This window comes from Burkholderia sp. LK4, from assembly GCF_001043615.1.
In the GTDB taxonomy this organism is placed as follows: Bacteria; Pseudomonadota; Gammaproteobacteria; order Burkholderiales; family Burkholderiaceae; genus Burkholderia; species Burkholderia cepacia.
This window is the reverse complement of the sequence record NZ_LDUL01000029.1, coordinates 128,133-149,678: the sequence shown is the minus strand read 5'-3', so window position 1 is coordinate 149,678 and position 21,546 is coordinate 128,133. Positions and strand designations below refer to the sequence as shown.

Here is a 21,546-nt window from a genome sequence, read left to right as displayed (position 1 = left end):
TACCGTTTGCTTCGCGAGTGACCTGCATGATCTTGTTGGCGAGTGTGCGCCCAGTTCGCACCGACTCGCGACGCTCAATGGCTACTCAACACACTTTCCTACCGCTGATGGACTCCCTCCAAACTCTCGCCGATCGCGTAGCGATTTATCTTACCGCCTATAAAAACTACGTGGATATCAAAACGAAGGCGGGTCTGCTCGACTCAGCCATCTTCGGAGAGTCTCTAGCGAGGGATCTTGTGAAGATCGTCTTCGGCTACAAGGATCTCGTTAACCTGAATCTCAAAAAGAGCTTTACCGCCGTCGACCTTGGCTCGTCGGAAGCCGCCTGTGCCGTTCAGGTAACTCTCACGACGAGTGCAGCCAAGATTGTCGAAACGCAGCAATTGTTCTTCAAGCATCACCTGGACGATACCTACAATCGGTTGATGGTCATCATCCTAAGGGACAAGACATCACGTTACCAAAATCGCCAGATCGTCCGACAGGCCGGCAGCTTCAGCTTCGATCCGAACAGGGATATTCTCGATTTGGGCGACCTGTTCAATATGTTGGTTGTCGAGGCTGAGCCAGCGAAGCTTGACGCGTTCGCCAAGAGACTGGAAGGCGTACTCGGGTCAACCATTCGTCCCAATCCGCAGGGCGCCGATCTGCCGGGAGAACACCTGCAAACTCTCTTCGATAGGCACAATGTCAGAACCACTGATGCGGTGCAGGCCCTCAAGCCGTTCGGTATGACTCGTCAAATCTTCTCGAGCACAATGAGCATTGCTGAACTGGCCAGCAGGGACCTCCTCCGGTTCGTTGCCGAGCAATTCTGGGTCAGCGAAGACTGGATCGACGGGACCTATGAACACATCTACAGCGGCGCATGCGGTGAGGAAAGGGGTACTGACTGGCGCCGTAGCTTGCGGGGCGCTTATGAGCTCGTTAAACGTCTCAGATCGAACGGAGAGACGCTCATCCTGATCATTCCGGCAGAGGTCAATCTAGATGCGCTCGATGCTAGGGGAGATGTCGTGGACCAAGAGGACGACAACTACGAGTACTTCTTCCTGGTTGCCCGGAAGAAGAATGACTTCGCAGTCGACTCCTATCGGTCGGTCATCAGCGATCACCTGAGCTATCGGAAATGTCGTGACGGCATCTTCCTGCTGTTTGTCGCTATGGAGCTCTACGAAATCGAAACGCAGAAGACGAACTACATCGACATCTTCAAGACACCACGTGCGTTGCTCAAGGGCTGCAACATGGGAGACAAGTTCCTCGTGGAGCTCGTCGACCACTCTGGCCACCGCATTGGCAATCACAAGGACTTCGTCTATTACGCTGGCGGAGGGCAACTCAGGGCAACCCAGGATGTCCCGAGTCGGCTAGCCCCATTTCTGCAGGAATACCTGACCGAGTTCGTGAGCCGCCACCCGTCCTCGTATCCAGCGACCATCGCATTCCCTACGACAGCGGCGCCGCGACGCGGCACCGGGCTGTGGTGAATTGCCGCCAACCCCTGGGTTCGTTGCTGACCAGTTGCAGTTTATCGGCAGCGATGTGTTCGTGACGCGGCAGCGGGGGAGGCTGGTCGCCCAAGACGGATGAGACAGCCGTTCTGAAATTTCGATGGAAGGTTACTTTCTGGCGCCCCGTCTATTGCCATCTGCCACCTGGTTGCCCGCGGGACATTACCTGCCCGCGGTCAGCCAAATGGCGGTTGAGAACGCTTACCGGCACGCGTCTTTGCTGACAGTCGTTAACACTCGGCCGTAACCGGTGTGAGCATCCATCTCGATGAGCAGATCGGCTAACTGCATTGTGCCGATTTCCTTGAACATCAAGTCGCGCAGCCGTCTCGGGAGGCCATCGGTGGGCAACGCTTCGATCGCTGACGATTCTTTGGTCGCTATGGTCGCGAAGGTCTGCCACCGTGCCCTAGATCTGCCGCCTGATATTCATGCGTGGTCGATTGACCGTGGGCCAGACTGCTATACCGACCTGGCAAGGCGCGTATGCCTCCTGCTCGATCGGTCCGCTGCGCTGACCGGTGCATTGGCCGAGCGTTACCCGGTAATTGTGTGCGACGAACATCAAGATGCCAGCAACGACCAGCAGGGTATCGTTGACGCGTTATCCCGAGCTGGTGCCCGGCTCCGATTTTTCGGTGACCCGATGCAAGCGATTTTCACGACCGGTGTTGAGCGTGAAGCGCTGCAGCTCCAGTGGCGACGACTCGTTGATGAGGCGGATTCATTCGAGCGATTGGAAACGGCGCATCGGTGGAATAGCGGATCGCCAGGGCTGGGGACGTGGGTGCTGGAACAACGGGAGTGTCTGAGCGCTGGTGGGCTCGTCGATCTCCCGGGCCGCTTGCCGCAAGGCCTGCATGTGTTGCGGGGAGATAGTCAGGCGCAGCGCTACGGCGCGTTTCAGTTGGATTCAGCCTCACGGAAGCCGATCGACTCGCTGGTTCGGAACAGTCCGAACCTACTCATCCTTACTCCGCACACGGCCACCGTGTTGGGGCTCAATGCGTTCTTTGGCTGGAGAATCCACATTTGGGAAGGTTACACCCGAGATGCCCTCAGCGACCTCTTGGCAAGCTGCCGGCGTGCTGCCGGTGATCCTGTGGCACTTGGTAAGGCGATGTGCGCCTTTCTTGAGGCAGTGGGGAAGGGTTTCTCAGCAACCGCTTATGGCAATCGGCTGATCGAGGAGCTGAAAACGAAATGTGCGAAGCCCAGCCGCGGCAAGCCTGCAGAGATTCAGTCCATTGCGCGGCTCATCTTAGAGAACCCGGATCATGTCGGCGTCGGCGCCGGACTCGAGCTGATTCATCAGTTGATGCAGACGAGCGCAAATTTTCGCGACAGCCGGATCGACCTTCGGCGGGAATTCGCTGAGGCACGCCAGATACATACGGACCCGGACATCAATACCGTTCTCACGAGATTGACGCATCAACGCGGCGTACGGAAAGGCCAGTTGCCGCCTCAAGCGATTAGCACCATCCACAAGTCGATGGGGTTGGAAACCCGAAGAGCACTCTTGGTTCCCTGTGACGCCAACAACCTCGTTGCCAACGAGAAGAACCGGTGCCTGCTCGACGTTGCGCTGAGCCGGGCGTGCGAGCATCTGACACTCGTCGTTCCACGGTCCAATCCGTCACTTCTCTTCAAGCTATAAGGCATCCCGTCAACAGATCATCCAAACAGCAGGAATGCGGGTCTGGTCGTGCGCCCGTACGGATAGGCGTTCGATGGTCTCGCGGCATGCGTGGTAGTGGTTACCAATGTGCGGCGCCGCGGCGGCGGGTGGGCTCCGTAGCCGGGATGCCAGAGCGTCGATAGTCCGTCAGTCAGAACGTGGACGCGCGTCTTTTCGTTGCATCACATCATGAGTGATGGTGCCGTTTGGCGCTGTATAGTCCTATCTTCGCAATTTGAAATCTGACGCCCATGTCCCGTCTAGGAATCGAACGAGAAAGTGGATTGGTTTATGAGGGCCGCGACAACGCTTCGTATTTGGCCGTGCCTCCGCCAGTGCTGTCTCAATGCGTTCTGGTGCAATCGCCCGCCGACCTTGAAAGAATACCCACAAGCATCGATAGCGTGCCGTTCTCGTGGATATTTCGTGAGGACTCGTTTGATGCAGTGTCGCGCGTTCGAAGGGGGCGGGTATTTCAAAAACAGGGAAACTCTAACGATGATATGTGCGTCGTCAACGCACACTCGCACTTGGTATCTGACATCGCGATCGGGCGTAACGACGGCCGAATTGCAAAGCGGCTGAACCTGTACCTCGAGTGCCAAGAACTCTTGGGCAAGCCGGAGCGAGGTGAAGGGCTGCAGCTTGCGATCGGCACTGCGGCTGCGTATTCCTTGTGGCGCATTGTGCAAGTCGAGAGGACTGTCGCTCATGATGTCATGGTGACACTGCGCGCCGAGTCTCCGATAGGAATACTTCCCGAGATCGACGAGACACGGGTCCATCCCGAGAGCCTTCAGGCAATCCGCGTTGCGGTCAAGCGCGTTCTAGACGTCGCGTATCGGGAAATCCCAACGTCGGTTGTCGATCAATGTCGAAACGCGTGCGCGGCTATGGCATCGCATTGGCTCTATCAAAGGAGCGGCGAGGAGCAGATTCTGGAGAAGGATCTGGGTAAGGTCATAGCTGCCATCCAAAAGCACGTTGGCTTTGACGAGTCACGTACCCTGTGTTCGGCTCTGGAGGTTGTGAACAGGCTGCACCCAAGGGGGAAACACAACGAGGTTCATCGATATGGCCTGCGAGGTGTTACAGAAGAGGATGCGGCACTAGCGGTTCACGTCACCGGGTTCGTGATGCGGGAATTCGGATGGGCCAAGCGGTAAGGGCGCATCGCATCACACGGATACTGAGCAAATGCGTCGCCGCGCTTCCTGCACGCGCCGCTTTGCGTTTAGAAGGACAGGTTCTTCCTCTGGCAGGGCGCTCATAGCTGCTCACCGCGTCTACGAGCGCATGGAAGCGTCGGGCGCGATAAGCGTGGCTGCAGCAACGTCGTTGCGTGATCGATCGCGGGCCTTCTCGCGCGTACATGACGGACTGTAAGTAAAGCGGCACGCGGTCTGCAAGCATCGAGATCAGCGGGATGGCCAGCCGCCCGGGACCGGCGAGACTGCGTTCGATGCGGCGATCGGTGAAGACGCGTGCTGGATGTGGTGGCTGCTGACGCACGCAAACTTCGGGCGCACACCACGGTCGATCCGGAAGCCGGCCTACACGTACTCATGCTGCGTGGCAACGTCTTCGGCCGACGCTTTCAGCTTGCCATCGCACCGCGTGCACGTGCCGGCGGCGACACGACGAAAATTTCCCGGTGATGGTCCATTTCGAACACTATACTCCCCGTCACGCGTCGGCCGCGCACGAGCCGCCCGACGAGAGGGCCGCCCCTTCCGCTTGAAGGGCTTCGGTGAGTGACCGCTGGCGCGGACGGGCATGACCGGTGGCGCGCCAGGGAAAACCGGACGACCACGGGGTAGGGTTGAGACAGTCCGGCGCTGTGGCGAAGATAGAGCCGCGATCCGAACGTCTATCGGAACCATTCGACCACGGAATGGTGGAAGGGCGGCGAGCGTCAGCTGGCAGGGGCTCTGGCCATTCCGGTTCTGCTTACGTGAGGATATCCTCGCAAGCAATTCTCAAGGAAACATATCCTCACCTGTGGATATGCTCGACTTTCAAAAGGATATGCTTACGTAAGCATATCTTTCTGGTCGCGCTTATCCAGTGTTGCGGCCGCTGCGCGGCTGCTGCCAGAGGAGCGGTGTAGTGCAGGCTCGGCGTCGCTCGAGTTGGTCGCTCGGTGAACCAGATGGGCGCGGTTCGAATCTCCGGTATGGTCGCGGCCAACGCATGCGTCGGTGAAAGCGCCAACTGGCCTGGCAGGCATTTCAAGCAGCGTTGGCCTGGGCTGCATCGCCCGTGCCGTACGAACCGATGCGTTCGATGGCTGGGTATCCTCCGATCCACGTGCGTGTCGGCGCATGTCGACTGCCGTGCTCGTCGGGCCGACGAACACTCTGGAATTGTGCGCTGCCTATGCTGTTGGGCTGTCGACATGTCCCGCTCTGGTGGAATGACTCTTTTCCAGCAGAAGACTGCTCCGCCAAAAAATCAGGTTCTTCGCAGGTAACCGTGGAGGGCTTGAGTGCGATTGCGTAACCTGACGCCTGATTTTATGGATGTCAGGAGGAGGAATTGTTAACTACGAGCCTGCGAGGGTCTCGATTGAGATGGATGAGGGCTGGTGGCAAGCCGGTCATCGAATAATGCCGACCTATGATTGCTTGAGGCCGATTAGGTCAACGGGCTAAGGGAAGCGCCCGCCGCCGGTGCCGTAACCATCATTTCCTCGCAGAATCGCCGCGATTCCGTCGGCGGACAGGACATGTTCGATCGCGAGCACGATTCCGCCGATCGTCCCCGCATGCGTGGCGGTCGACGTACTCTCGACCAGCAGACTGCGTGTCGCAAGCGGCAATGCGCGTCGATAGACGACAGCCCGCACGCCCGCGAGCAAATCGTCGCTGATCCTGGCGAGGCGTCCGCCGAGGACGATCGTCGCCGGATTGAACATGTGCACGAGCATCGCGACGACCTCGCCGATCAGCGTCGCCGCGTCGCGGGTCAGGCGGATGGCCGTCTGGTCTCTCGCCTTGATGAGGCGCGCAAGGTCATCCATCGTCGGTTGGGCAGCCGCACCGGACGCTTCACCCAGTTGCTGCAGCAGCGCGGTAGCCGACGCCACTGCCTCGATGCAGCCGATATTGCCGCATCGGCATACGGTGTTGTCGTGACCGGGAACGCGGATGTGGCCGATATCTCCGGCAGCGCCGTCCGTGCCGCGATGCAGCCGCCCGTCCGCCGTCACGATGCCGCAACCGATGCCGGTCGAGATCTTCGCGAAGAGCAGCGGCGACTGCGATGCCGGCCGCGTGCGCGCTTCGCCGAGCGCCATCAGGTTGACGTCGTTGTCGACGAGCACGGCCGCGTGCAAGCGCTGCTCCAGGTAGGCCGATACCGGAAATTCGTCCCAGTCCGGCATGATCGGCGGCCGCACGCACACGCCACGGCCGAAATCCACCGGGCTCGGCAGCCCGACGACGACGGCGCGTACGGTCAGCGTCGTGAGTTTACGGGCGGCGAGTAGCCGCGTGAAGTCGTCTACGAGCCGGTCGAGCACGACCTCGGGCCCCACTGACAGATCGACTTCGAACCGATGCTCGGCGAGTGGATGCTGACCGAGGTCCGCCACGACCAGCCGGCCATGACTCGCGCCGATGTCCGCGACCAGAATGAGCCCGGCTCGCGGGTTGATCGACAGCTTCGTGCCGGGGCGCCCGCGGCCGCCCGGGCCGGCCGCATGCTCGATGACGAGCCCGGCTTCGATGAGCGGCTGCACTAGCTGTGAGACGGTCGAGCGCGCGAAGCCCGTGTCGCGGGACAGATCAGCGCGGCTCACGCCCGGCAGCGACGCAATGACCAGCGCCAGCTTGCTGTGGACTTCGTATTCCTCGAGCCGAAACTGCCGGTCGGATGCAATCAGCCGCGACGGGCTGGGGTGATTCGCGCGTTCAGTCATGATGGCCGGGCAGTCGGACAACGCTCAGGGCGGGAAGGAGACACACGCCGCGGACGGGGCGATAGTCTGCGTATTTATGACGGAAATCGAATTAAATAATACAAAATTCAAACGAATCCGCCCAGCCCGTATCGTCCCGCTCTATCGGCAATCGAAGGAGGAAGCAGCGGATGACGGGCAAGCGCAACCTGACAGCGGCGATCATCGGCGCGGGCATGATAGGCGAGGTCCACCTGCGCGCCGCGCGGCTCGTCGGCGCGCGGATCGGCGGCATCGTCGCGTCGACGCCGGCGCGCACGTCGGCAGCGGCCGACAGGCTCGGCGTGCGCGCCTACCCGCGTGCGGAAGCCGCGATCGACGACCCGACCGTCGACGTGATCCATATCTGTACGCCGAATGCGACCCATTACCGGCTCGCCATGGCCGCGCTTGCAGCGGGCAAGCACGTGATCTGCGAAAAACCGCTCGCGATCCGCGCCGACCAGGGGGCGGAACTCGCGGCGGCCGCTGCGCGCGCGGACCGCGTGGCAACGGTGCCGTTCGTCTATCGCTATCACCCGATGGTCCGCGAAGCACGCGCGAGGGTACAGGACGGCGCGATTGGCGCGTTGCACATGATTCACGGCAGCTATCTGCAGGACTGGTTGCTCGGGCAACACGACACGAACTGGCGCGTCGATACGCATGAGGGCGGCGCGTCGCGCGCCTTTGCGGACATTGGCTCGCACTGGTGCGATCTCGTGGAATGGGTCAGCGGCGAGCGGCTCGCTTCGGTCGTCGCGTGCCTGCGCACGGCCGTTACGTCCCGCCCCGCGCAGAGCGCCCGAACCTTTGCGGCAGAGGCAGCGGGCGATCATGCGTACCGGTCCGTCGAGACCGAGGATGTCGCGGGCGCGCTGTTCACGACGGCCCGCGGCGTGCCCGTTTCGCTCGCGGTCAGCCAGGTATCGGCCGGCCGCAAGAATCGACTGTGGTTCGAAATGGACGGCGCTGACGCAAGCGTCGTATTCGATCAGGAGGACGCGGAGCGCCTGTGGGTCGGTACGCGCGATGCCGCCACGCTGCTCGTGCGCGATCCGACTCGGGGCAGCGCCGAGCAGCGGCGGCTCGCATCGCTGCCCGCTGGCCACGCGCAGGGTTACGCGCAGTGTTTCGAGGCGTTCGTCGACGATACCTACGCGGCGATTCACGGAGAGCGGCGCGACGGATTGCCGACGTTCGAGGACGGCGCGCGCTCGGCGACGATCGTCGACGCCGTGCTGGCGTCGTCGCGCGAGAGGAACTGGCAGAGGATCGGCTAGCGGCAATACGTGGCGACCGCATCGCGCCGCGCGACTTTACCAACGACAAGGAGACAATGACATGATCAAGGGACCCGGCTTGTTCCTGGCCCAGTTCATCGGAGACGATCCGCCGTTCGACGAACTGGATTCGCTCGCTTCGTGGGCGGCGCAGCTCGGCTATGCGGGCGTTCAGATTCCGACGAGTACGCCGCGCGTGTTCGACCTCGCGCTCGCGGCGCGCAGCCAGGCGTACTGCGACGACGTGCTGGCGCGGCTGGAGCGCCACGGCCTGCAGATCACGGAGCTGTCGACGCATCTGCAAGGCCAGCTCGTTGCCGTGCATCCGGCGTATGACGCGTTGTTCGACGGCTTCGCACCGGCCGATGTGCGCGGGAAGCCGCAGGCGCGCCAAGAATGGGCGGTAGCGCAACTGAAGCTCGCTGCCCAGGCGAGCCGCCGCCTCGGGCTCAATGCGCATGCGACGTTTTCCGGTGCACTCGCGTGGCCGTACTGGTATCCGTGGCCCCAGCGTCCGGCGGGCCTCGTCGACGAGGCCTTCGCCGAACTAGCGCGGCGCTGGCGGCCCATCCTCGATCTCTACGACGAACACGGCGTCGACCTGTGCTTCGAACTGCACCCGGGCGAGGACCTGCATGACGGCGCGACGTTCGAGCGCTTTCTCGACGCGCTCGACGATCATCCGCGCGCGAAGATCCTGTACGACCCGAGTCACATGCTGCTTCAGCAGATGGACTATCTCGGCTTCATCGATCGTTACCACCGGCGAATCGGCTGCTTCCACGTCAAGGATGCGGAGTTCCGTCCAAACGCCCGCAGCGGCGTCTACGGCGGCTACGAAGGCTGGCGCGAACGGGCCGGGCGCTTCCGCTCGCCGGGCGATGGGCAGATCGATTTCCGCGCGATTTTCTCGAAGCTCACGCAGTACGGCTACGACGGCTGGGCCGTCGTCGAATGGGAATGCTGCCTGAAGCATCCGGAAGACGGCGCACGCGAAGGTGCGCCGTTCGTCCGCGACCATCTGATCCGGGTGTCGGAGCGGGCGTTCGACGACTTCGCCGGTGCGCCCGTTTCGCGCTCCGCGCTCACGCGGATGCTCGGCATCGACAACGAATCGGAGGAGCGATGAGCGCGATGATGTTCCGCCTCGGCGCGATGATGTTTCTCGAGTTCTTCATCTGGGGAGCGTGGTTCGTCACGCTCGGTACCTATCTGGGCCAAGGGCCGTTGCATGCCGACGGGTCGCAGATCGCCGCTGCGTATCTGAGCCAGTCGATCGGTGCGATTCTCGCGCCGTTCGTCGTCGGCCTGATTGCGGATCGCTATTGCGCGGCGCAGCGCATTCTCGCCGTGCTGCAACTGGGCGGGGCCGTATTGATGTGGGTCGCGCCGGAGATGACGCGCTTTCCGGCGTTTCTCGTGCTGATCATGCTTTACATGGTGCTGTTCATGCCGACGCTCGCGCTCGTCAATACGGTCGCGATGCGCCACATGCAGGATCCCGGCAGGCAGTTCCCGCCCGTGCGCGTGGCCGGCAGCATCGGCTGGATCGTGGCCGGCCTAGCAATCGCATGGCTGGCCCTGGAGCAGCAGCATCGCCTCGATCTGACGTTTCGAATGGCATCCGTCGCCTCGTTCGTGCTCGCGCTGTATGCGCTTTCGTTGCCCGACACGCCGCCGCTGAAACGCGGCGGCGACGTGTCGCTCGGCGACATCGTCGGGCTCGACTCACTGAAACTGCTGAAAAGCCGGTCGTATCTCGTGTTTTTCCTGGCGTCGATCGCGATCTGCGTGCCGCTTTCGTTCTATTACAACTTCACCAATCCGTTCCTGAACGAAATCGGCGTACAGGGCGCGGCGGGGCTGCAATCGCTCGGGCAGATGTCGGAGGTGCTGTTGATGCTCGCCATGCCGGTCATTCTGGCGATGCTCGGCGTCAAGGTGATGCTCGCAGTCAGCATGGCCGCGTGGGTATTGCGCTACATACTGTTCGCGTACGGCAACGTCGATACCGCTTACTGGTCGCTCGTCGCCGGTATCGTGCTGCACGGCATCTGCTACGACTTCTTCTTCGTCGCCGGCCAGATCTACACCGACAACCATGCGGGGCCGCGGTTTCGAAGCGCGGCGCAGGGTTTCATCACACTGGCCACCTACGGTGTCGGGATGCTGATCGGCACGTATCTGTCGGGCGCGGTGGTCGACCATTTCACGCATGGCACCGTGCACGACTGGCGTGCGATCTGGCTGGTGCCGGCCTCGGCGGCGCTGGTGGTGCTGATCGTCTTCGTCGCGTTGTTTCGGGAGCGGGAATCGGGCGCAGCGGAGATCAAGCCGCTTTCCTGACGACGGGCGGTCGATTCGGGAAGCGGTTCTAGATAAATCGATTCGGTGTACGTATGAAAAAAGGAGAATGAAAACCATGAGACAGGATCGTCGTCGCTTCATCAAGCAAGGAGTCGCTGCAATGGCCGCATTTTCAACCGGGTTGCCGGCTGTCGCCGGCAACAAGCGTCCGGATGGATATTGCGGGCCGATCGGGTTGCAGCTGTATACGCTCGGCGACGCGGTGCAACAGGATCCGGCCCGAGTGTTCGCGCAACTCGTTTCGATCGGCTACCGTGAGGTCGAAGCGCTTACCTATGCGAACCTGACGCCGTCGGCATTGCGTCGCCATGCCGCCAATGCCGGCTTGCTGATGAGGAGCGCGCACCTCGATTTCGCGACCGCGACGGACGTGTCGCGCGTCTTCGACATCGCGCACCAGCTGGGCGTCACGCAGGTCGTCAGCTCCGTGTTGCCGCCGGCGCCTCAGGATGTCGGTGCCTTCATCACGGGCACGGGATCGCTGACGATCGACGATTTTCGACGTATCGCGGAGCGCGCACAGCGTATCGGCGAGCTCGCACGTCGTGCCGGTCTCGTCTATGCGTACCACAACCACAACTTCGAATTCCGGAACCTCGGCGGCGGCCTGCGCGGCTATGACGTGCTGTTGCGTGACACAGACCCGCGCTGCGTCAGGTTCGAACTCGACTGCGGATGGATGAGCTTTGCCGGGTTGGATCCGGTCGGATATTTGAAACGGTACGGGCATCGTTTCCACGCGCTGCATATCAAGAACTTCGACATGGTCGGCTATTCGACATCGCTCGATGCGGCGTCGCAAGACCATATCACCGAGCTCGGCCGTGGTGTGATCGACTATCGGCCGATCGTCGCCGCCGCGCTGCAGCGCGACGTGCGATATCTGTTCGTCGAGCACGATCCGCGGCAAGGCATTCCCATTCCAATGGACATGGTGGCGCGGGAATTCGAATTCTTCGCGAGCATAGTATGAACCGAAAATCGTGAATTCCGGGGCGGTGACACCGAACACGTCATCGTCAAAACTGTCGGAGTCGGATTCACCGTCCATAGCATGGCGAGCTCAGAATCGATCAAGGCATTTGGACACTGACAAACGGCCACGAGAAGCAGCTTAGTATGCCAATTGGTGAGCGGAAGTGGCGTTTCTACTCAACGTGCTGTAATCTCCGGCTTCGCTTTGCACTGGGGAGAACATGCGTGGAACTTGTTCGACCCCTGTATCGAGCCACGTTCGCATGTCGAGTAGTCGGCTCGCAACCGAAGGCCCTGAATACGAATGATCCATAGACCTTTCGGTTTATAGTAATTTCCTCAAATTCCATCGATTGCGTCGATCACCGAGGTATTGAATGGAGTTGAAGAAAACACTGGGGAAAACGTATTAAATATGAAGGGTTGTTTTAATATATCGTAAAATGAGTTGATTTATTTTTCGGAATCCGGCTGATTTTTTGGATCGGCTCGAGAAAACGCGTGAATTTGCATTGCGTTTTCTGCGATGCGGGAAATCGTCGGATATTCATTTAGTGGGATTTCGAACCGCTGCGCGTTCCAGACTTGCGGTATGAGACAGACGTCACCTATCGTGGGCGCGTCGCCCATTACAAAGTCGCCCACGCGATGGTCTGTCTGAAGCTTTTTCTCCAGCGATTGGAAGCCGACATCAATCCAGTGACGATACCAGTTCGTTTTCTGTTCGTCCGAGAGCCCGATGGTCTTGCTCAGATACTGAAGAACGCGAAGGTTATTCACCGGATGGATATCGCAAGCAACTTGGAGTGCCACGGAGCGTACATATGCTCGATCTTCCGCGGTCTCGGGAAGAAGAGCAGGGGCCGGATGCACTTCGTCTAAATACTCAATGATCGCGAGTGATTGCGTTAGAACCTGGGAGCCATCGTGAAGCGTTGGTACCACCCCGTCCGGGTTCAAGTCTCGGTAGACGGTAGAGTGCTGTTGTCCACCGCCTTTCAAGAGATGCACGGCTGCATACTGATACGGGATGCCCTTTAGGGCGAGAGCGATTCGCACTCGATACGAGGCGGAACTTCGGAAGTAGCTGAAGAGCTTCAGTCATCGCTCTCCATAGTGGAAGTGTCATGAGCTGGCAAGATTTCACCAACACAGGTTCCGAAGCCAATACGGTATCCGTCGCCTTGGCACCATCCACGCAAAGTGACCTCGTCACCATCTTCGAGGAAGCTTCGTGCTTCATCATCCGCAAACTTGATGGGTAACTGGCCATTCCATGTCAACTCAAGGAGGCTGCCGAACGTACCGATGTCATTTTCATTTGACCCGTGAGCCGGGCCGCTAATCGTCCTGGAGCCCATAAGGTCGCCGACGCGCATGTTGCACCCAGACGAGATGTGGTGTGCGAGTTGCTGAGCCATCGACCAGTACATGTGCTTGAAATTCGTCCGCGCAATCGTTTTGGCGGTGGATGCGAATCGCGGGCGCAGTTGGACTTCGAGCTCGAGGTCGATGGCTGCATGTGTGGCGCCACGCAAATAGCCAAGGGGCTTCGGCTGCTGTGCTGGTTGCTCGACACGGAAGGGCGCGAGTGCGTCCATTGTTACCACCCAAGGGGAGATCGTTGTCGCAAACCCTTTAGAGTTGAAAGGACCCAGCGGTTGGTATTCCCATTGCTGGATGTCGCGCGCGCTCCAGTCATTGAGCAGCACCATGCCGAAGATGCGCTCGTCCGACGTTTTTGCGGGCACAGGGGAGCCGAGCGAATTGCCGACGCTGGTGAAAAAAAACCTGTCTCCAGTTCGATGTCGAGCTTGAGGCATGGGCCGTAGGTTGGTCGGTCTGCGTTGGTCTCCTTTCGTTGACCGCTTGGCCGTCGGATTGGCGTGCCGCTTACTACGACAGAGGACGCGCGGCCGTTGTACTCAATCGGAATTTCAAGCCAGTTCGGCATAAGCGCGGTGCGCGGGTCACGGAACATGGAGCCAACGTTCATCGCATGTTCGCGCGACGAATAGAAGTCCGTGTACCCTGGTATGTCGAATGGCAGGTGCATAACAGCGTCGGCTTGCTTAACGAACACGCGTTCCTGTAACTGCCGGTCGTCACGCAATGTACCAACATCTACGGAAAGTAGCGTCGAAAGCTGGTAGCGAAGGCTTGTCCAAACGCTGGGCCCAAGCGACACAAAGTCGTTCAATCGGCCATGCCGAAAGACGCTTCGCGGATTGCCGTCGTCGTCTACGACCGTGTATGGAACGGATATGAGCCGGGTGGCCTCAAGCACTGCGAGGTCGGCAATCAAGTCGCCAATAGCGACTCCGACTCGGGGCGTGCTGGACTTCGTGTCACTGAAGACCCCAAGGGGCAGACTCTTAATCGGGAAATCGGACTGGGCCTCGTTTGCCGAAGCGAGCCAGCTTTTGAGGTTCGGATTGTTTGTCTGGGCCAACACGGCAGCTCGTTCGTTATGCGGCATCATGACTTCACTTCCGGATTGAAATTGCTCCTGAGCCCCTGCCAACATTCGAAGTAGTTGCCCTGCAGTTTTGAGGTTTCAAGCGCAAACTGCGTCGGCTTGATGAGCGTGCGGGTTTCGAACATGAAGGCCATAGTCGCGTCGACCTTGGCAGGTTTGCTGGTGTCGGACACGGATGCCTTGTCGAACGTGTCCGCATCGGGGCCGTGTCCTGACATGCAGTTGCGCAGGCTTGCGCCACCCGGACGGAAACCTTCTGCCTTCGCGTCGTATTTCCCAAGAATCAGCCCCATAAACTCACTTGCGACATTGCGATGGAACCATGGCGGACGGAACGTATCTTCGCCGACGAGCCAACGCGGCGGGAAGATGACGAAGTCAATGGTATCGACACCCGGCGTGTCGCTGGGTGACTGCAGGACGAGGAAAATGGAAGGGTCCGGATGGTCGAAACTGATGGACCCAATTGTGTTGAAGCTGCGCAAATCGTATTTGTATGGCGCATAGTTCCCATGCCATGCGACGACGTCGAGCGGCGAGTGGTCGATGTCAGCACGCCAGAGTTGGCCATTGAGCTTCGCAATGAGTTCGAAGTCGCCCTCCCGCACTTCATAGGCAGCATGAGGAGTCAGGAAGTCGCGAGGATTGGCGAGTCCGTTTGAACCGATGGGACCAAGATCGGGAAGACGGAACAGCGCGCCGAAGTTTTCGCAAATGTATCCGCCAGCCTGGCCGTCCGGAAGTTCCACGCGAAAGCGCGTGCCGCGTGGAATCACGGCAATCTCTTGGGGTGCTACCTCGAGCACGCCGAGTTCGGTTGCGATGCTGAGACGGCCTGCTTGCGGCACGATGAGAAGCTCGCCATCAGCGCTATAGAAGAATCGGTCCGACATAGACTGATTTGCCGCATACAGGTGAATTGCGCAGCCAGACATCGATTCTGCCGCACCGTTGCCAGCCATCGTGACGAGACCATCGACAAAGTCCGTCGGCGTGACCGGCATTGGCAAGGGGTCCCAGCGCAACTGATTTGGCGGGGTCGTCGGCACGCGCGAAAAGTCACTGACGAGCTTGCTGGTTTTCCACCAGCGTGAACGGCTTGTGTACCGCTGCCGGTCGCACCCGATAGAGCCAGGAGCGGCGGTTGTGGGAGCGTGGCGCAGTCAAGGCCGTCCCAGAGAACTGCTCTGTGTACAGGCCGTATGCCGCGCGTTGCGGAGAGTTCCGACCGACGGGAAGCGCGCCTGGAAGTGCCTCAGTGGCAAATTCGCAACCAAACCCCGGTTGATAGCCGGCTGGGTGAGCTGAGTAGGCTGACGCGGACGACGCGCGCTTCAGCTGTGTATTACAAGGCGATGCAGCCTGAGCAGTTTCGCGGCGGCTGGTGATGTCTTGCGTCGTTTGTTCCACGTAGATATTCCAGATTGAGCGCTTCTTTGAGAAAGGCCGGGCGCGTATGTCGACGTACCGGCCATGCCCGTGGTTAGCCCTCGAGGGTTTCCCACATTTCCTTGTCGCGCTGTGCCGTCCAGATGCGCGGGTCGGGATATTGAGTGGCTTCGTCGTGCGCGCGCGTTACATCGAACGGCATGCAGTGGTCGAAGATGACCCAGTTGCCAAACTTTGGCTTGAGCGTCGCGTAGGTTTCCTTGTAGATGGCGTTCAGGTCCTTGCCTTCGCTCGCGCCCGACTTCACCTTGCTATAGAGCTCGCTGATAAACGCGCGCGTACCGGCGAGCCCGTCCGCAACCTCTTGCTGCGTCTTCAATGCCGCACCGCGTCCAGGAACGAGCCTTTCCGGTTTCAATGCAGCAATTGCGTCGAGTGTTGCGGGCCAATCCTGGAAATAGGCGTCGCCCGCGTACGGCGTTGCACCGTATTCGACGAGGTCGCCAGACAGCAGCGTCTTTTCCTGAGGAAGCCATACCACTGTGTCGCCCTTTGTATGGCCACGACCGAGCTGCAGGATTTGGACCTCCAGCTTGCCCATCCAGAGCGTCATCTTCTTCTGGAATGTGAGAGTGGGCCAGGTGAGACCCGGTACCGACTCCACTGCATTGAAGAGGCGTGGGAAGCGCTCAATCTCGCTTTTCTTGTCCTGCTCACCACGCTCGACAATCAGGTCGTATGTGTCTTGGCTCGCAATGATTTGCTGAGCGTTATAGGCCGAAGCGCCGAGTACTCGCACTGCGTGGTAGTGGGTCAACAGCACGTACTTGATAGGTTTGTCTGTCACCTCGCGGATGCGACGGATAACGTCCTGCGCCATAACTGGCGTGGCTTGTGTGTCGGCTACCAGCACGGAGTCGTCACCGATGATGATGCCCGTGTTGGGGTCACCTTCTGCGGTGTATGCGTAGGCATGTTCGGATAGCTGCTCGAACGTGACCTTCTTCTCCTCGATATCCGCTTGGGACGCAAACTTCTTCTCTGATGTCATGGCGAATGGCCTCTGTTTCAGTAAGTAAAGGGACTGAGCCCACCTAGGGCCGCTATCGTTGTGGTCGGACTCAATGTAATTATATATACGAGAATATATTCGTCTATAGATAATTGTCCGCATCCTGTGAGTTTTACAATGGGAATGCGGCGGCGCCTATACTGGTAAGAGCGCATAAAAAGGGGCGCATCGTTTGGAACATCGAAGCGGCCCAAGTGGCGAAGGCTGAGGGTGTCTTGGGCACGAGAGGGGCGCGAGAACGTGATCAGCGCCTGAGATGCGACGGCTTCGACCGCTGGGACTCGTTGATGTGTTCATACGGTGGGGCCCGCGGCCGCAGAGCGCTTCATATGACCGGCGCACGATTCGATGAGGTGCCTCTCTGTCAGGACCATCCTGCTAATGTGCGGGGGGCTGAGCCTGGAGCGGCGTTTGATGGTGATGCGCCCATTTGGCGGGTGAGAAGTTGGCGAGTCCAGCGCGAACTCGGCGCCCGCACCTCTTGAATCGACCGTAAGCGAGACAATGGGGCGGGCAACGAAGTTGTACCCTTCACGCGTCGCGAAAGCCGCCGAACCGGCGTAGTACCTGACGCGGCGTCTCTCGAGTTACTTCGTAGACGTAGTGAAATTCGGTCGCGGAAGCTGTCGACTAACGGCAACCATTATGGGCGGTCGCTATCGAAGCTTCTGTTCGGACTATAAGGTCCGCTGATGTTCGACAGTGGGCGTTACCCGCGCAGAAGGCGATGGCCATTGGGAGTCGGATGCCTTGCGGAAACACCATCAAGCGAAGCAAGCCGCTGTTCCCGATGTTGCGGCGGTCGGGAGCACTTCTTACCCGCTGAACCGAAATTTGAAGGCCGACGATGAAGGTGTGTTTCCGCCGGGGAGCCGTTCCTATCGCGGATATCAAGAGCTTCGAGCGACGCGCGCAGCATGATCAACAGCAACTATCCCGGTGCCGGGATTGCGCTTGGTCCGGCGCTCGCGTTCTGCTCAAGCGTCGCTATTCTGCGCTCCCTTGTAACCCAAGCGGTAGGAGAGGTCAGCGACTGTCTGACGCAGGGTGAGTGCGAGTTCGCCGTCCCAACTCGTATCGAACGTGCCCGCTGGCCCGACCAGCGTGATTGCCAGTGCAATCGTGCCGTTGAACATGAAAACCGGTGCGGCAATGGCATTCACGCCCGGAAGAGGATGACCTGCCGTTCGGGTCATCCCTACCTCGCGAATCTGCTCATACTCCTTGAAGAGCCGAAGTTTGTCTGCCGCTTTCATGTCAGTTGCGCCGCTGAGCCTGATATCTTCATCTTCGAGCGCCTTGCGCACGAGCGGCTCTGGCATATACGAGCCGAAGAGCCGCCCCGTGGCAGTATTGACCAGCGACATGATTGTTCCAACGCGCAGTGTGAGGTGAAGCGGATAGGACGGGTCTTCCTGCCTAACGACGACGGGGCCGTTTGGTCCCCAGGTGGTCAGGAAGACGCTTTGTCCAGTCTTCGAGGCAAGCGCGAGAACGTCCGCCTCCGCTTCTCGAAGCGGATTTAACCGCTGCAGGCCATACAGTCCTAGCCGCAATGCGAGCGGACCGGGTGCGTAGTCACCGGAGGGCTCGACCCGTTGTACCAATTCCAGCTTGATGAGACTGACGAGGTACGGAAAGAGCTTCGCCGGAGGCATGCCTGTCACGCGTGCAATCTCCTTTAGCGGCATGGGGGTATCGCAGTAGGTGAGCGCAAGCAGAATCTCGCTGCCTACTTCGACTGATTGAATTCCCCGTTGCGCTTTTTCGGTGCTTTCGGTGTCCATGCAAGTATCTCGATCGGGATTCGAACCCTCGTAGCCAGACTTCCCATCTCGGTCAGTGAAGAAGCCGGTAAAATCAGCGAATCACACTCACATTCGTGAGGTAGAGGATTGCATGGTAACGAAGCAGCCGGCAAAAGAACAGCATTCAGGCGGCAAGGATACGAATGCCCGCAAGGAGCAACGGGGAATCCAGAGTATGGAGGTCGGTGGCCGGTTCCTCCACTATCTTCTGGACGCTAGCGAACCGGTGACACTGGCGGAGCTCAGTGCCAGAAGCGGCATCCCTCCGAACCAGGTCTTCACCTATATGGTCAGCCTGTTGCGCACCGGTCTCGTGAAGCGGGACCCTGTCACCTCGCGCTTCGAACCCGGACCGTTATCACTCCGTCTTGGGCTGCACGCGCTCCGGATGGTGCCGGCCGTACGAAACGCAATGCAACCGGCCGCTGACCTGGCGGCACGTGTGGGGCAGAGCGTACTTCTTGCTGCCTGGGGAGACCGTGGTCCGACGGTTCTCCAGAGTATCGAGCCGGCTGCGTCGTTACATGCCGGTATCCACGTGGGCACGGCTATGTCGCTTACACATTCCACTACTGGCCGTGTCTTCGTCGCGTACAAGCGAATTCCCAATCTCAAGGAACTGGTAAAGGTCGACCTCGGCTCACAAAAGCCAGAGGACGAACGCCTCTCGTCAGAGCAGTTCGAGGCAATTCTCACGGATATTCGAAAGCGCGGCCTTGCACGTGGCGAAGGGATGCCAATTCCCGGTATCAACAGTATCAGCGCCCCTGTCTTCGACGGCAATGGAGAGATTGCTCTCGTTCTGACTCTTTTTGGCGTGGCAGGGACGTTCGACGTCGCGTGGAAGGGTGAACTAGCCACGAGCCTGCTGCAGACGACGAAGTTTCTAACAGAGCAGAACGCCGGCTCGACCGCGCCCCCTCAGTAGTTCCATACATTTCCGCAAGCAGTGCCGTTGATTTGTCGTCCTCGTCCCGTCTGATTCGGGGGCTGACATGACTCATGCGGTATGCCTCAACGCGTCCAGCGCTGTTGACGACCGAGTGTGGCCCTTGACCTCGGTGTTGTTCCTGTAACGCTCGCAACGAGCGTTATGCGAGCGGGAATCCTTGTGTCACTCCCCGGATAGCAGCGGCCTGCTCCGAATGCTCCATGGAGCGCATGGAGCAGCCAGCCGGCCTCGCCAACTTCTGTTTGGCGTAAAGAAGCAATGAAATTTGGCGCGACCAGTCGCGAAGCTGTGCCATTGCACTCCTATAGTCGCCGCATGTATGTCGAGACAGTGTTGGTCAACGGACGACCGATTCAAAAAAGGAGAGGAGACGATGAAAGCGATTTTCATGCCTTCCACGCGCGTGATTGCCGGCGGTCTGATAGCGGCAGCCGCATCGGCCGCGATGGCAGCCGATTCTGTATCAGTGCAGCGCCAAGGTGATATCACGACCATGTGTGGCACCAAACCGATGGTCGTCGGACTTTCGGACGGTTACGGTGGTAACACCTGGAGAAAGACGGCCGTTGCCGAACTGATGGATGAGGTGGGGCGCTGCAAGAACCTGAAGCGCTTCATCTACACGAACGCCAACGGAGACCAGCAGAAGGCAAATTCCGACATCAACAGTTTGGTTGCGCAGGGGGTGAATGTCCTCATCGTGTACCCAGACTTCGGCGCTGCTCAAATTCCAGCCATGCGTGCGGCGACACGAGCGGGGGTAACCGTCATCCCGTACATGGCCGAGATTCCTGGTACGCCGGGCAAAGATTACGCGGCAAATGTAAGCGCGGACCTACTTCGCATTGGCGGCGCGTGGGCCGACTGGTTTGGTCAAAATCTCAAGACAGGCAATGTCGTTTTTCTCGGTGGTATTCCGGGTGCGCCGGCGTCTCAGACATTTCTCACCGGCTTCAAGACGCACTTGGCGAAATATCCTGGTCTCAAGCTTGTGCAGAACGATTTCGTCGTGACGAACTGGAATCCAATTGACGCGCCGAAGGCCGTCGAAGGGGTAATTGCCAAGTACTCACACATCGACGGACTGGCCGCAGACTACGGTGTAACTGCACTCGCGGCAGTCAAGACGTTCCAGCAGGCACATTTGCCGATTCCCGCCATCGCGACTGGCTCGAGCAACAATGAGTTGAGCTGCAAATACGTCGCGATGAAGGATGCTGGCAAGCCCTTCCCGTACTACTCGCTTGATGGCATGACTTCCGTCATCCGGTTCGCGGCGCGCCGCGGTGTCGCAATCTACCAGGGCACAACTGATAACGAACCACGCAAGGTCTTCCCCTACACGTATGCCGATAGTAGTTCGACCATTACGCCGAAATGCGATGCCTCGGCTCCTCCGGATGCTGACTTTTCGTCGGCATTGGCCGTGGACAAGCTCAAGGCGGTGTTCAAGCAATAGCATTGCTCTCGATTTTTCATCTGCCGTAGAATGGTTAATTTGCAATACTTATGGAAGTTAAACTTTGAAATTGAGGAAAAACATGAGTCAGGAATTCAGTCTGGAAGAGCGTGTCAAGCGAATCGAGGACATCGAAGCCATCAAACAGCTGAAGGCAACTTATGCGCGACATCTCGACGATGGGTATAACCCGGATGGCATCGCCTCCCTCTTCGTCGAGGACGGCCTGTGGGTCATCAAGGGTGTTGGTGGTGAGGCAAAGGGCCGGGCGGGCATCAAGCAACATTGCCACAATCTCAAAGAGGGCATTGTCTGGGGCCAGCACAATATTTCGTCGCCGATTGTCGCGCTCAGTTCTGATGGCAAGCGCGCCGACGCGACCTTCTACCTGGTTTGCCTGCTGACAATGGCACCGACGGCTGACAAGCCTGAGTCTGAGGCTGTCGTCCTCGCGGGAAAATACAGCGACAAGCTCGTAAAGGTTGGCGAGCAGTGGTTCTTCGAAGAAATCACGGGGACCATCGACCAGTCGTCGCCTTGGACGGAAGGTTGGGTCAAGTCGCCTTTCGTCAAGGAATCCTGGTGATTGTGCCATAGGCATCTTCCTATACGGTGCGCTGCGCG

General features: G+C 59.4%; 15 protein-coding genes and 2 pseudogenes. 11 read left to right on the top strand and 6 right to left on the bottom strand.

Features of this window, described 5'->3' with window-relative positions:
- Nucleotides 1-77 precede the first annotated feature (77 nt).
- From VK92_RS15590 to VK92_RS41810, 4 genes are all read left to right on the top strand, one after another.
- On the top strand, nt 78-1,493 hold the full coding sequence (locus VK92_RS15590) for an SMEK domain-containing protein (protein ID WP_048028108.1): 1,416 nt from the start codon (nt 78-80) through the stop codon (nt 1,491-1,493).
- 292 nt (nt 1,494-1,785) lie between these two features.
- Nucleotides 1,786-3,177, top strand: a complete 1,392-nt coding sequence (locus VK92_RS15585) for a UvrD-helicase domain-containing protein (protein WP_082163793.1) — start codon at nt 1,786-1,788, stop codon at nt 3,175-3,177.
- Nucleotides 3,178-3,449: 272 nt separating this feature from the next.
- A complete protein-coding gene (locus VK92_RS15580; RefSeq protein WP_048028105.1) occupies nt 3,450-4,364 on the top strand; it encodes a hypothetical protein in 915 nt (304 codons plus the stop codon).
- 318 nt (nt 4,365-4,682) lie between these two features.
- Nucleotides 4,683-4,856, top strand: coding sequence for a hypothetical protein (locus VK92_RS41810; protein WP_156190766.1), 174 nt, complete (start codon nt 4,683-4,685; stop codon nt 4,854-4,856).
- A gap of 992 nt (nt 4,857-5,848) precedes the next feature.
- On the opposite strand, the gene VK92_RS15575 is transcribed toward VK92_RS41810, so the two are convergent.
- Nucleotides 5,849-7,120, bottom strand: coding sequence for an ROK family transcriptional regulator (locus tag VK92_RS15575; protein ID WP_082163792.1), 1,272 nt, complete (start codon nt 7,118-7,120; stop codon nt 5,849-5,851).
- A gap of 170 nt (nt 7,121-7,290) precedes the next feature.
- Here VK92_RS15575 and VK92_RS15570 point away from each other — a divergent pair, with 170 nt between their 5' ends.
- From VK92_RS15570 to VK92_RS15555, 4 genes are all read left to right on the top strand, one after another.
- A complete protein-coding gene (locus VK92_RS15570) occupies nt 7,291-8,421 on the top strand; it encodes a Gfo/Idh/MocA family protein (RefSeq protein ID WP_048028104.1) in 1,131 nt (376 codons plus the stop codon).
- 61 nt (nt 8,422-8,482) lie between these two features.
- Nucleotides 8,483-9,550: a sugar phosphate isomerase/epimerase family protein gene (locus VK92_RS15565; RefSeq protein ID WP_048028103.1), complete on the top strand. Its 1,068-nt coding sequence runs from the start codon at nt 8,483-8,485 to the stop codon at nt 9,548-9,550.
- Nucleotides 9,547-10,767, top strand: a complete 1,221-nt coding sequence (locus VK92_RS15560; protein ID WP_048028102.1) for a nucleoside permease — start codon at nt 9,547-9,549, stop codon at nt 10,765-10,767. The genes VK92_RS15565 and VK92_RS15560 overlap by 4 nt, the downstream gene beginning before the upstream one ends.
- A gap of 121 nt (nt 10,768-10,888) precedes the next feature.
- Nucleotides 10,889-11,761 carry a sugar phosphate isomerase/epimerase family protein gene (locus VK92_RS15555; protein WP_165589118.1) on the top strand — a complete coding sequence of 291 codons (873 nt, stop codon included), beginning with the start codon at nt 10,889-10,891 and terminating at the stop codon, nt 11,759-11,761.
- A 455-nt stretch (nt 11,762-12,216) separates the two neighbouring features.
- Here VK92_RS15555 and maiA read toward each other — a convergent pair whose 3' ends face one another.
- The 5 genes and pseudogenes from maiA to VK92_RS15530 form a co-directional block, all read right to left on the bottom strand.
- Complete coding sequence (gene maiA / locus VK92_RS40095; protein WP_082163790.1) at nt 12,217-12,864, bottom strand: maleylacetoacetate isomerase; 648 nt, start codon at nt 12,862-12,864, stop codon at nt 12,217-12,219.
- Nucleotides 12,861-14,242, bottom strand: a pseudogene (fahA, locus tag VK92_RS15545) (fumarylacetoacetase). The gene maiA and the pseudogene fahA overlap by 4 nt, the downstream one beginning before the upstream one ends.
- Nucleotides 14,242-15,580: pseudogene (gene hmgA, locus VK92_RS15540) on the bottom strand (homogentisate 1,2-dioxygenase). Before hmgA ends, fahA begins: the two co-directional pseudogenes overlap by 1 nt.
- A gap of 145 nt (nt 15,581-15,725) precedes the next feature.
- Complete coding sequence (locus VK92_RS15535; RefSeq protein WP_048028099.1) at nt 15,726-16,682, bottom strand: MBL fold metallo-hydrolase; 957 nt, start codon at nt 16,680-16,682, stop codon at nt 15,726-15,728.
- Nucleotides 16,683-17,680: 998 nt separating this feature from the next.
- Nucleotides 17,681-18,490, bottom strand: a complete 810-nt coding sequence (locus VK92_RS15530) for an IclR family transcriptional regulator (RefSeq protein WP_048028097.1) — start codon at nt 18,488-18,490, stop codon at nt 17,681-17,683.
- 112 nt (nt 18,491-18,602) lie between these two features.
- Here VK92_RS15530 and VK92_RS15525 point away from each other — a divergent pair, with 112 nt between their 5' ends.
- From VK92_RS15525 to VK92_RS15515, 3 genes are all read left to right on the top strand, one after another.
- Nucleotides 18,603-19,439, top strand: a complete 837-nt coding sequence (locus tag VK92_RS15525) for an IclR family transcriptional regulator (RefSeq protein ID WP_048028095.1) — start codon at nt 18,603-18,605, stop codon at nt 19,437-19,439.
- Nucleotides 19,440-19,836: 397 nt separating this feature from the next.
- The gene (locus tag VK92_RS15520) at nt 19,837-20,922 is read left to right on the top strand and encodes a substrate-binding domain-containing protein (RefSeq protein WP_048028093.1); all 1,086 of its coding nucleotides are present in this window, start codon (nt 19,837-19,839) and stop codon (nt 20,920-20,922) included.
- A gap of 82 nt (nt 20,923-21,004) precedes the next feature.
- Nucleotides 21,005-21,508, top strand: coding sequence for a nuclear transport factor 2 family protein (locus VK92_RS15515; RefSeq protein WP_048028092.1), 504 nt, complete (start codon nt 21,005-21,007; stop codon nt 21,506-21,508).
- Nucleotides 21,509-21,546 lie beyond the last annotated feature (38 nt).

Excerpts from the sequence above, each read along its gene's own strand:
- VK92_RS15590 (WP_048028108.1), top strand. The coding sequence starts at position 78 with ATGGCTACTCAACACACTTTCCTACCGCTGATGGACTCCCTCCAAACT.
- VK92_RS15585 (WP_082163793.1), top strand. The coding sequence starts at position 1,786 with ATGAGCAGATCGGCTAACTGCATTGTGCCGATTTCCTTGAACATCAAG.
- VK92_RS15580 (WP_048028105.1), top strand. The coding sequence starts at position 3,450 with ATGTCCCGTCTAGGAATCGAACGAGAAAGTGGATTGGTTTATGAGGGC.
- VK92_RS15575 (WP_082163792.1), bottom strand. The coding sequence starts at position 7,120 with ATGACTGAACGCGCGAATCACCCCAGCCCGTCGCGGCTGATTGCATCC.
- VK92_RS15570 (WP_048028104.1), top strand. The coding sequence starts at position 7,291 with ATGACGGGCAAGCGCAACCTGACAGCGGCGATCATCGGCGCGGGCATG.
- VK92_RS15565 (WP_048028103.1), top strand. The coding sequence starts at position 8,483 with ATGATCAAGGGACCCGGCTTGTTCCTGGCCCAGTTCATCGGAGACGAT.
- VK92_RS15560 (WP_048028102.1), top strand. The coding sequence starts at position 9,547 with ATGAGCGCGATGATGTTCCGCCTCGGCGCGATGATGTTTCTCGAGTTC.
- VK92_RS15555 (WP_165589118.1), top strand. The coding sequence starts at position 10,889 with ATGGCCGCATTTTCAACCGGGTTGCCGGCTGTCGCCGGCAACAAGCGT.
- VK92_RS15535 (WP_048028099.1), bottom strand. The coding sequence starts at position 16,682 with ATGACATCAGAGAAGAAGTTTGCGTCCCAAGCGGATATCGAGGAGAAG.
- VK92_RS15530 (WP_048028097.1), bottom strand. The coding sequence starts at position 18,490 with ATGGACACCGAAAGCACCGAAAAAGCGCAACGGGGAATTCAATCAGTC.
- VK92_RS15525 (WP_048028095.1), top strand. The coding sequence starts at position 18,603 with ATGGTAACGAAGCAGCCGGCAAAAGAACAGCATTCAGGCGGCAAGGAT.
- VK92_RS15520 (WP_048028093.1), top strand. The coding sequence starts at position 19,837 with ATGAAAGCGATTTTCATGCCTTCCACGCGCGTGATTGCCGGCGGTCTG.
- VK92_RS15515 (WP_048028092.1), top strand. The coding sequence starts at position 21,005 with ATGAGTCAGGAATTCAGTCTGGAAGAGCGTGTCAAGCGAATCGAGGAC.